10 protein-coding genes are annotated in these 9,764 nt (G+C 69.7%); 3 read left to right on the top strand and 7 right to left on the bottom strand.

Annotated features, from left to right (window positions below; all coding sequences use genetic code 11):
• Window positions 1-56: 56 nt before the first annotated feature.
• On the bottom strand, window positions 57-1,247 hold the full coding sequence (locus tag BM085_RS18895; RefSeq protein ID WP_093888265.1) for an MFS transporter: 1,191 nt from the start codon (window positions 1,245-1,247) through the stop codon (window positions 57-59).
• Window positions 1,248-1,355: 108 nt separating this feature from the next.
• Window positions 1,356-1,862: a TetR/AcrR family transcriptional regulator gene (locus BM085_RS18900; RefSeq protein WP_093888266.1), complete on the bottom strand. Its 507-nt coding sequence runs from the start codon at window positions 1,860-1,862 to the stop codon at window positions 1,356-1,358.
• Window positions 1,863-1,971: 109 nt separating this feature from the next.
• Between BM085_RS18900 and BM085_RS18905 the strand changes: the two genes are divergently transcribed.
• Complete coding sequence (locus BM085_RS18905; protein ID WP_093888267.1) at window positions 1,972-3,135, top strand: cysteine desulfurase family protein; 1,164 nt, start codon at window positions 1,972-1,974, stop codon at window positions 3,133-3,135.
• Window positions 3,136-3,339: 204 nt separating this feature from the next.
• The gene (locus BM085_RS18910; protein WP_093888268.1) at window positions 3,340-4,179 is read left to right on the top strand and encodes an alpha/beta fold hydrolase; all 840 of its coding nucleotides are present in this window, start codon (window positions 3,340-3,342) and stop codon (window positions 4,177-4,179) included.
• Between the two features lie 429 nt (window positions 4,180-4,608).
• On the opposite strand, the gene BM085_RS18915 is transcribed toward BM085_RS18910, so the two are convergent.
• The 3 genes from BM085_RS18915 to BM085_RS18925 all read right to left on the bottom strand — a co-directional run bounded on the left by BM085_RS18915 (window position 4,609) and on the right by BM085_RS18925 (window position 6,909).
• A complete protein-coding gene (locus BM085_RS18915) occupies window positions 4,609-5,202 on the bottom strand; it encodes a TetR family transcriptional regulator (protein ID WP_093888269.1) in 594 nt (197 codons plus the stop codon).
• Between the two features lie 58 nt (window positions 5,203-5,260).
• The gene (locus BM085_RS18920; protein ID WP_093888270.1) at window positions 5,261-5,620 is read right to left on the bottom strand and encodes a DoxX family protein; all 360 of its coding nucleotides are present in this window, start codon (window positions 5,618-5,620) and stop codon (window positions 5,261-5,263) included.
• Window positions 5,621-5,862: 242 nt separating this feature from the next.
• Window positions 5,863-6,909: a DUF695 domain-containing protein gene (locus BM085_RS18925; RefSeq protein WP_093888271.1), complete on the bottom strand. Its 1,047-nt coding sequence runs from the start codon at window positions 6,907-6,909 to the stop codon at window positions 5,863-5,865.
• Window positions 6,910-6,968: 59 nt separating this feature from the next.
• On the opposite strand from BM085_RS18925, the gene mnmA reads away from it, so the two are divergent.
• Window positions 6,969-8,039, top strand: a complete 1,071-nt coding sequence (gene mnmA / locus BM085_RS18930; RefSeq protein ID WP_093888272.1) for a tRNA 2-thiouridine(34) synthase MnmA — start codon at window positions 6,969-6,971, stop codon at window positions 8,037-8,039.
• 68 nt (window positions 8,040-8,107) lie between these two features.
• Here the strand turns inward: mnmA and BM085_RS18935 are convergent, their stop codons facing one another.
• Together BM085_RS18935 and BM085_RS47190 are read right to left on the bottom strand one after the other, a co-directional pair.
• On the bottom strand, window positions 8,108-8,749 hold the full coding sequence (locus BM085_RS18935) for an MBL fold metallo-hydrolase (RefSeq protein WP_093888273.1): 642 nt from the start codon (window positions 8,747-8,749) through the stop codon (window positions 8,108-8,110).
• A 92-nt stretch (window positions 8,750-8,841) separates the two neighbouring features.
• The coding region (locus BM085_RS47190; protein WP_177245164.1) for a transglycosylase SLT domain-containing protein at window positions 8,842-9,764 on the bottom strand (923 nt) is incomplete at its 5' end.

Consider the following 9,764-nt stretch of genomic DNA (forward strand, 5'->3'; position numbering starts at 1 on the left):
GGGACACATCGTGTGCGGCGCCGTTCTCCGTCCCGTCCCGTGTGCCGCCGGGCGGGTCAGGCGGCCATCGAGAACTCGCGCTCGGGGGTCTCGGCCGGGGCGGAGTCCCTGAGGCCGCGGGGCAGGAACCGGGCGACCAGGGCGATCACGACGCCGAGCACCACGGCGATGCCGAGTGCGGTCCCGAGCGTGGCCACGTCCGAGAGGAAACCGATGATCACCGGGCCGAGCAGCAGCCCCGCGTAGCCCATCGCGCCGGTCTGGGCGATGGCCGGGCCCGGGTTGCCGACCGCGCCGCCCGCCAGGGACATGGCCATCGGGGAGACCGTCGCCACCGCGATGCCCACGAAGAACATGGCGGAGAGGGCGACCAGGAACGTCGAGGCCGTGATGACCACGGTGAAGGTGGCGGCGGTGGCCAGCCCGGAAGCGATGATCATGCCGCGCGCGCCGAAGCGGGCCCGGACGCGGTCGCCGGTGAGCCGGCCGAGCAGCATGCCCGCCTCGAAGATCGGGTACCCCAGCGCGGCCAGCGCCTCGGGGGCGCCGAGGACGTCGCGCAGGTAGAGACCGTTCCAGTCGGCGACCGTACCCTCGACCATGAACGCGCAGAACGCGATCACGCCGAGGAGGTAGACCACCGGGGGCATCCGGTGGCGGGCTCGCGCCTCGCCGCCGGTGGCGACGGCGGGGTCCGGCAGGTAGGTGCGGCTGATGAGGACCAGCAGGGGCAGCGCGAGCAGGGCGATCAGGGCCAGGTGGGCCGTGAACGACAGTCCCGCCGCGATGGCCGCGGTGCCGAGCAGACCGGCGGAGATCGCGCCCACGCACCAGCCCGCGTGCATGCCGTTCATCAGCGGGCGACCGTAGGCGCGCTCGACCGCCGAGCCCTGCGCGTTCATCGCGATGTCCACCGCGCCGAACGCCATGCCGAAGAGTCCGGCGGCGACCAGCAGCAACGGGAACGTCGGCGCGAACGCCAGCAGCGCGAGGGTGGCCGCGCAGAGGGGGGCGCCGACCCGCAGGATGCTCCGGCTGCCGAAGCGCGTCATCACAGCGCGCATCGACTGCATGGTGACCAGCGCTCCCAGCCCCCACACGAGGAGGGTGACGCCGATCGACCCCTCGGACAGGCCGAGTTTGTCGGACAGCGCTGGAATACGCACGGTCATCGATCCACACATGAGGCCGGCAAGCACGAATGTGAGAACCGCCCCGGTTCGAGCGGTCCTCAGGTCGCGGGTCATGACGCAATCCCTTCAATGATGTTTCGGGTGCCGAAAATCGGGCACACATAAACCGGTCGCTTCCGTTGAACGGAAGCGACCACCAATATGTACGGAGAGTGATCCCGGCTACGCGGGCAACAGGTCCAGCAGACGCCGTTTCAACTCGGCGTAGTGGTCGTCGTCGTAGAGATCGGGATCATGGGTGGCCACGTCCCACAGCCCCTCGCAGGCGAGGCGGACGATCTGCGCGGCCGCGGGGTCGGTCTCGGAGCCGAGTCCCTCACGGTGCCACCGGGCCATCGCCACGCGCAGCGGGGCGAGCAGGTAGAGGTTGCCGGAGGCGCCCGTCACCACCGCCCAGCGTCGCAGTGTGCCGCTCTGCACGGCGGCGAACGTGGCGGCCAGATAGTTCTTGGTATAGGTGTCGTGGCCCTGGGCGGCGATGAGCTGGTCGAAATCTTCGATCAGCCGTTCGACCATGCCTTTGATCAGGGCTTCTTTGGAGGAGAAGTGGTAGAGCAGGCCGCCCTTGCTGCATCCGGCGCGCTCGGCGACGGCTGCCAGGGTGAGCGCCTGAGAGCCCTGGTCGCAGAGCAGATCCTCTGCCGCGTCCAACAGCTCTTCCCGCCTCATGCGCCTTACTGTACCGTCTGGACGGTTTAGTGGTCAAACCCGGGATGTCGCCCCCTGAGCGCACGGATACGCTTGAAGGCAAAAGTGCGATGGGGAGGGGAGTGCGGCCGTGGAGTCCGCTTATCTCGATCACGCGGCGACCACGCCGATGCTTCCCGAGGCGATCGAGGCGATGACAGCCCAACTCGGTCGGGTCGGTAACGCGTCGTCGCTGCACGCGGCCGGCCGGCGCACCCGCCGGGTCGTGGAGGAGTCGCGCGAGACCATCGCGTACGCCCTCGGCGCCCGGCCCAGCGAGGTGGTCTTCACCTCCGGCGGCACCGAGGCCGACAACCTGGCGATCAAGGGCCTCTACTGGGCCCGCCGCGCCGGCGGCGCGAGCCGGATCCTGATCAGCGCGGTGGAGCACCACGGCGCGCTGGACCCCGCCCACTGGCTGGGCGACCGCCAGGGCGCGACCGTCGAACTGCTCGACGTGGACGAGTACGGCAGGGTGCACCCGCAGACCCTCCGCGCCGCCATCGAGCGCGACCCGGAGAGCGTCGCCCTGGTCAGCGTGATGTGGGCCAACAACGAGGTCGGAACCGTCCAGCCGGTCCGGGTGCTCGCCGGGATCGCCCACGATCACGGCATCCCCTTCCACACCGACGCGGTCCAGGCCGTGGGCCAGCTCCCCGTGGTGTTCACCGGCTCCGGCGTCGACGCGCTGACGCTCTCCGGTCACAAGGTCGGCGGCCCGATGGGGGTCGGCGCGCTGCTGCTCGCCCGGGGCGTGGACCCCGTGCCGGTGCTGCACGGCGGCGGCCAGGAGCGCGACGTGCGTTCGGGCACCCTCGACGCCCCGTCGGTTGCCGGGTTCGCCGCGGCGGTGAAGACCGCGGTGGCCCGCCAGGCCGAGACGTCGGCGCGCCTGATCGGTCTCCGCGACGACCTGATCCGCAGGGTCCGCCAGGCCGTGCCCGATGTGATCCTCAACGGCGACCCGGTCAACCGGCTCCCCGGCAACGCGCACTTCTCCTTCCCCGGCTGCGAGGGCGACGCGCTGCTCATGCTCCTGGACGCCAAGGGGGTGGAGTGCTCCACCGGCTCGGCGTGCTCGGCCGGGGTGGCCCAGCCCTCCCACGTCCTGCTCGCCATGGGCGCCGACGCGGTCCGGGCCCGGGGTTCGCTCCGCTTCTCCCTCGGCCACACCTCGACCGAGGCCGACGTGGACCGGTTGATCGCCGTCCTCGGCCTGGTCGTCGAGCGCGCCCGCCGTGCGGGCCTCAGCTAGCGGTCTGACGGAGTTACCGCCATGGGGTCCCCGTAGTACTCGAGAAAATCGGGCGGATATGGCGTGCGCATCTAGCTGATCCTTGACGTGGCTTGACAAGCACCGAACTCGATAGGCAGAGGGTGCCTGGCGATCTCGCGGCGTGACCCCATTTGACCTTGACACGGTGCCAAGGTCTTCACTGTCGCCAGGGAGGTGGTCCCGATGACCATGATCTACAAGTCCGAGGCCGGCGGACGCGAGCTCCTCGACCACTACCGGCAGGTGCTGGACGCCTGGCCGGTTCCCGCCGAGCACGTACGGGTGCCGACTCGCGAGGGCGAGACCTTCGTCCTCGCCTCCGGCCCGCAGGATGCGCCACCCCTGGTGCTGCTGCACGGCTCGGGCGCGAACACCTCGATGTGGAGAGAAGATATCGCCGCCTGGTCTCAGCACTTCCGCACGTACGCCGTCGACCTCGTCGGCGAGCCGGGCCTGAGCGCGCCCTCGCGCCCCGCCCTGGACTCCGACGCCGTAGCACTCTGGCTGGACGACGTATTGGAAGGGCTCGGGATCACCAACGCCGCGTTCGTCGGCATGTCCCTCGGGGGCTGGACGGCCCTGGACTACGCCATCCGCCGTCCGGAACGAGTGACCCGCCTGGCCCTGATGTGCCCCGGCGGCGTGGGACGGCAGAAGGTCGGCTGGATCTTCAAGGCCCTCCTGACCCGTCCGTTCCGACGCGGCGGACTGCGCGAGTCGGCGATGGCTGTCGCGGGACTGGACGGGGAGAAGGACCGGCAGGCGCTCGATGCCGTCGTCCTGACGTTCACGCACTTCAACCCACGCAGGGAGAAGCTCCCGGTGTTTCCCGACGACGCGTTGCGCGGCCTCGCTATGCCCGTGCTCGTCATCGTCGGTGACCGTGACGCCATGTTCGACTCCCACCAGACCGCGCGGCGCGTCCGTGAGTGCATCTCGCACTCGACCGTGAACCTGCTCCCCGAGGTCGGTCACGCCGTCTTCGGCCAGGCCGAGCCGATCGCCGAGTTCCTCCGGGCCTGAGGTGAAAGTTGCTCAACTCTGACCCCCGAACCCACACCCTGTCCCGACCGCATGGGATGACTCGTTTTCACGAGCTGGTGGCCGCGTTCCTGCCCGAAGCCGCCGATCCGGCCCAGGTGTTGGTGTGTATCGACACTGATCGGCGGTGTTGTGTACGGCGGGCTGCGGCGTGAGATCTCACCGCTGGTGTTCGTGGCGCCGCACGTGGTGTGCGCCATCCCGGTGGGCCTGGTGAGCGGCGACCGGCGCCTGGTGGTTCTGGCCGTCCTGCCCGCCGGGTTCATCGCCGGCGCCCTGGCGATGGCTATCCGCTGCTGCCGGCCGCCGGATCCCGAAGATTCCCCGCACGGTGATCTGCGGGGCAGCCGTGCAGGGAGGATCATCGGCTTCATGGCTGGGGTAGGGGCGAAGGGGCGGCGCATGGCCGGGTCACGGTGGTGGCGTCGTGCCATCCCGTGCCTGACCGGAGCCGGCCGGTACGAGTGGCAGGAGGATCTCATAGAGGTCGCGGAGCTGGTCAGCGTCGACCGGGGGAAAGACGACAGTTGCTCCAACCGCAAGCAGGTAGGGCAACAGGGCCGCCGTCCGGGCCTCCTCGTCGCTGGCGACGGCTGATCGCCACACCCGCTGGAGTGCGGACAGTCTGGCCTCGTCAAGGCGAGTCTGCACGGCACGCACATCCGCATCCCATGTCGCCCATGCCCTCAGTGCGACATCGATTTCTGGGCGATAGAGTCCTGTGCCGCTAGGGCGGACGAGTTCCGTCAGCCGTGCGAGGATCACACTGGCTCCGGCCGATTCCCCGACGTCGGCAATTGCATTCTCAAGCGTTTCAATCGATAGGTGCTCGAAATGGGTGAGAAGCGCTTTCTTGTATCCCTCGGCGCCGTCGAAGTGATGGTGGAACGACCCTTTCGACAGGTTGAGCCGAGCGGCGATCCGGTCGATTCGAATCCCCGCCGCACCTTCTTCTGCGAGGACCTTCAAGCCTTCGTTCAGCCACCGCTCGCGTGCCGTGCTCATCCGGCAAACGTACCACCGGGTATGGAGCGGCCCGCGCTCGCCGAGGTGTGTGCGAGCTTCATGCCATGAAGCTGTAGAAGCCGACTGCGACGCAGATCAGCAGCATGGCGGCGGCGTTGAGGAAGAGGTTGCGGCCGAAGTCTCGGGCCGCGATGTGCATCGCGATGGCGACCATGAAGTAGAGGACGAGCGCGGCACAGGTCGCGGCGCCGAGATACGGAAGCCAGATGCCCAGGATCAGACCGGCCGCGGCGGCGAACTTCAGCGGTGGCATGATCCACCAGTAACGTCGCGGCCAGTTCACGTTCTCGAAGCACTGAGCGATGAACGGAACGGGCTTGATGCACATGACGGCGTCACCGGCCTGGATGATCGCCAGGACGACGACCGGCCAGACCGGATCGGGCAATGCTGACATGTCTCTCCTTGGGTGATGAGTTGATCACGGTGCGCCAGTGCCGTACTATACCGTATGGTACGGTCGTTTGACGGGAACCGGCCTTACCGAGCCGACGTAGGCGATCTTGTCCTCAGCGGCTGACCGGGCAACGGATGGGCAGGGTTGAAACAGACCCCCAGCTCATGGAAGAGGCAGGGGGAGAGAAGCTCACCGCAGATGCGCCATGATCCGCCGGACACGGCCCAGGTCAGGAAAACGGCCTAGGTCAGGAAAGGCGAGATCGCGCTCCAGCCGGGGTCGCCGACCACGTCGACCCGGGGCCGGCCCTCCTCCCAGCTCACGATCAGCTCCTTGGCGTGGATGGCCGCGTCGCCCACGGGGTCGGCGTAGACGTGCAGCACCCGCTGGCCCTCCGCGCTCATGTGCGCGGCGAACACGGCGCTGCCGTTCAGCCTGCTGATCCGCCCGGCGAGGCGCTCCTCGAAGTCGCGCAGCGCCTCCAGGGACCGCCCGACGGGCAGCCCGTCCGCGTCGCCGTGCAGGTAGGGCAGGGTGATCGCGATGTGCTGGTCGAACAGGGGATGGTCGACCGGCCGGAGCGGGTAGCGGGCGGTGGCGATCAGGCGGGCTCCGGTGGCGGTCTCGCCCTCCAGCAGCGCCCACTGCTCGTCCCGGTAGCCGGAGGCCAGGTCGGCGACCACGCTGGGCAGGTGTACGGCGGGCACCGCGTCGATCGGCTCGAACCCGGCCGCGGAGATGTCGCCGACCCAGCGGGCCACGTCGTCCTCGCCGAGCAGCCAGTCGAGGGCGAGCAGGGTGGCCTCGATCCTGGTGTCGTCGTCCAGGATGGTGAAGATCGGGTGGTAGGCGACCACGTCGACGCGCGGGTTGCCCAGGGGCGCGCGCAGGCCGAGCACGAGCTTGTCGAGCGCGAACTCGTAGCCGCCCACGTCGAGGGTGAGCTCCATGGCGTGCGGGTTGGCCCGCCGGGACGGATGAAACTCCCACAGGGCGTCGGCGGCGGGCGCGGCGGCCGCCCAGCGGTGCGCGGTGGGGCGCAGCTCCGGATCACCGGCGGAGGTGACCACGAGTGCCTGGTCGGAACCGAGCCCGGGGGCGATCTCCCACACCAGGGACGGGTGGACGACCTGAACCGCCGGCCCGATCCACTCGGCCAGCCGGTCGGCCTCGCCCGCGGCGACCATCGCGTCGAGCTCCGGCCTCGCCTCGGCCCACCATGTCCAGAACTCGCCGATGCCGTCAGCCGGCCCGGCGGTGAATTCGTCCTTGCGCCCGAACAGTCGCATGACCCCGGATTCTCCCAGTACGACGCGGCGCACGCCAACGCGGGTACGCTCAGGGTGTTATGAGACTTCGCGTGCTTGCCGCCATGTCCGGCGGCGTCGACTCCGCCGTGGCGGCCGCCCGTATCGCCGAGGCAGGCCATGACGTCACCGGCGTGCATCTGGCGCTCTCGGCCAACCCTCAGTCGTACCGGACCGGCGCCCGCGGGTGCTGCACGATCGAGGACTCGCGAGACGCCCGCAGGGCCGCCGACGTGATCGGCATCCCCTTCTACATCTGGGACATGGCCGAGCGGTTCCACCGCGACGTGGTCGAGGACTTCGTCAGCGAGTACGCCGCGGGCCGCACGCCCAACCCCTGCCTGCGCTGCAACGAGAAGATCAAGTTCGAGGCGGTCCTCGACCGGGCCCTCGCGCTGGGCTTCGACGCGGTGGCCACCGGGCACCACGCGCGGATCGCCGACGGCGTGCTGAGCCGCAGCCCCGACGAGGGCAAGGACCAGTCCTACGTGCTCGGCGTGCTCACCAGGGAGCAGCTCAAGCACGCGATCTTCCCGCTGGGCGACTCCACCAAGGCGCAGGTCCGCGAGGAGGCCGCGCGGCGCGGGCTCATGGTGGCCGACAAGCCCGACAGCCACGACATCTGCTTCATCGCCGACGGCGACACCCGGGGTTTCCTCGCCGACCGCCTCGGCGCGGCGCAGGGCCCGATCGTGGACGAGGCCGGCGCGGTCGTCGGCAGGCACGAGGGCGCGTACGGCTTCACCGTCGGCCAGCGCAAGGGGCTGCACATCGACCGCCCGGCCCCCGACGGCCGCCCGCGCTACGTGCTGTCCATCGAGCCCGTCTCCAACACGGTCACCGTCGGACCCCGCTCGGCCCTGGAGGTCACGGGCATCGTGGCCACCCGGCCGGTCTGGAACGGCCCGGCGGACGTGCCGCACGAGCCGCTGGCCTGCACCGTCCAGCTCCGCGCCCACGGCGAGGTGTACGGCTGCCGCGTCCAGCTCTCCGGCGACGAGGTCCACATCGCGCTGGACACCCCGGCCACCGGGGTCGCCGCCGGCCAGGCGGCCGTGCTCTACCTGGGCGACACCGTGATCGGATCGGCCACGATCGCCACGGCGGCGTGACCGGTGCCAGGGGGCGTGACCGGTGCTGGCGCCAGGACCGTGGCCGACGCCAGGAGGCGTGACCGGCGCTAGGGCAGGGTGACCGACTCGCCCGGCTTCAGGCGGCGCATCTCGGCCTTCTGCCTGTCCGACTCCAGGCCCAGCCACGAGTCGACGAGGCCGAGGCCGACGTCGTTGAGCAGGCCGTCGTGGGTGGAGAAGGCCCTGGCCGGGCGGACCTGGCGCAGGTATTCCACCATCTCCGACGCCTTCATCCACGGCGCGTTGGTCGGGACCAGGAGCGTGGGGACCTCGACGCCGGGCGGGGTGAAGGCGTCACCCGGGTAGAAGACCTCCTCCTCCACCAGGAAGCCGACATTGCGCACGACCGGCATGTCCGGGTGGTTGGGGGCGTGCCACTCGCCGACGACCCGCACCCCGAAACCCGCCGTGTCGAACGTGTCGCCGTGCCGTACGACCTGGATCTTCGCCGGGACGCCGGTCAGCGTGGCGGCCACGCCCTCGTTGGTCCAGATCTCCAGTGACGGGTTGGCCTCGGCGGCCCGGCGCAGCCGGTCGGCCTCCACGTGGTCGAAGTGCTCGTGGGTGATGAGGACGGTCTGGGCCCCGTCCAGCGCGGACTCCTCGCTGAAGGAGCCCGGGTCGATCACCAGGACCGAGCCGTTCTTCTCCAGGCGGACGCACGCGTGGCCGAACTTCGTGAGCTTCATCAGGAACTCCCCGGCAATCCCCCGGCCTCAGCCGTGGGGAGGATGTCAACGGTTCAGCCTAACGGGGGCGGGGCGGCCGGGGCCGCCCGGCCTCAGTAGGGCTTGTAGCCGCCGGGGTTGGGGCGTCCCTGGGCGTCGACGCGCTCCAGGGATGCGATGCCGGGGTGCTCGGCGAGGGAGCCGTAGGTGCCGTAGGTGTACAGGACGCCGGCGATGATGTTGTGGACAGGGTCCTTGATCACCTTGTGGTCCTTGGGGCTCCATTCGTCGAACGTGGTCGGGATCGTCTGCATCAGGCCCTGGGACGGGACGCCGTTCCTCGCGTTGACGTCCCAGTTGTTCTGCGCGTTGGGGTTGCCGCCGGACTCGTGGAAGATGATCGTCCAGATCCGCTCGATGTCCTTCGGGTCGTTGGGATCCAGGTCCTTGACCTTCTGCAGGATTCCCTTCTTGGCCAGGAAGTCGTCGATCCTCCCCGACTTGATGATCGTGAGCGCCTCCTTGATCCACCCCACGACCTTCTCCTTCGGCTGGGGGACGGTCCCACCCGACGAGGTGCCGCCGGAGCCGATCACGCCGGACGCGTCGCCGCCGGAGCCGCTCCCGCCGGAGCCGTATCCGCCGGAGCCGTATCCGCTGGAGGGGCCCGTGCCGTTGCCGCCGTTCGTGCCGGCGAGGGTCGTCTGTCCTGGACCGGCCGGAGGGGTCTTCTGCCAGTCGAAGGGGCGACCGGACTCCGGCAGGAACTTATATTCGTCGGTCTTCAGGTCGGTGACCGCCAGAATCTCCTTGAACGTGATCGACCGCTCGTCCATGTATTTCTTCAGGTCGGCCGCGGCCTTGGTGACGGCCTTGTCGGCGTCGTCGAGCTGGAGGCGGGCGTCGGAGACGGCGGCGTCGACCGAGGGTTTGATCCCCGCCGCGAGCTCCGCCTCCGTCCTGGTGGAGCCGTCGGCGTTTTTGACGTTGTTGGCGCGGTAGGTGTTCCACTGGGTGACGAGGTTCTCGGTGAGGG

Origin of the sequence: Streptosporangium canum (genome assembly GCF_900113865.1) — a bacterium.
Taxonomy (GTDB): Bacteria; Actinomycetota; Actinomycetes; order Streptosporangiales; family Streptosporangiaceae; genus Streptosporangium; species Streptosporangium canum.

Excerpts from the sequence above, each read along its gene's own strand:
- BM085_RS18900 (WP_093888266.1), bottom strand. The coding sequence starts at position 1,862 with ATGAGGCGGGAAGAGCTGTTGGACGCGGCAGAGGATCTGCTCTGCGAC.
- mnmA (WP_093888272.1), top strand. The coding sequence starts at position 6,969 with ATGAGACTTCGCGTGCTTGCCGCCATGTCCGGCGGCGTCGACTCCGCC.
- BM085_RS18935 (WP_093888273.1), bottom strand. The coding sequence starts at position 8,749 with ATGAAGCTCACGAAGTTCGGCCACGCGTGCGTCCGCCTGGAGAAGAAC.
- BM085_RS18910 (WP_093888268.1), top strand. The coding sequence starts at position 3,340 with ATGACCATGATCTACAAGTCCGAGGCCGGCGGACGCGAGCTCCTCGAC.
- BM085_RS18895 (WP_093888265.1), bottom strand. The coding sequence starts at position 1,247 with ATGACCCGCGACCTGAGGACCGCTCGAACCGGGGCGGTTCTCACATTC.
- BM085_RS18915 (WP_093888269.1), bottom strand. The coding sequence starts at position 5,202 with ATGAGCACGGCACGCGAGCGGTGGCTGAACGAAGGCTTGAAGGTCCTC.
- BM085_RS18925 (WP_093888271.1), bottom strand. The coding sequence starts at position 6,909 with ATGCGACTGTTCGGGCGCAAGGACGAATTCACCGCCGGGCCGGCTGAC.
- BM085_RS18920 (WP_093888270.1), bottom strand. The coding sequence starts at position 5,620 with ATGTCAGCATTGCCCGATCCGGTCTGGCCGGTCGTCGTCCTGGCGATC.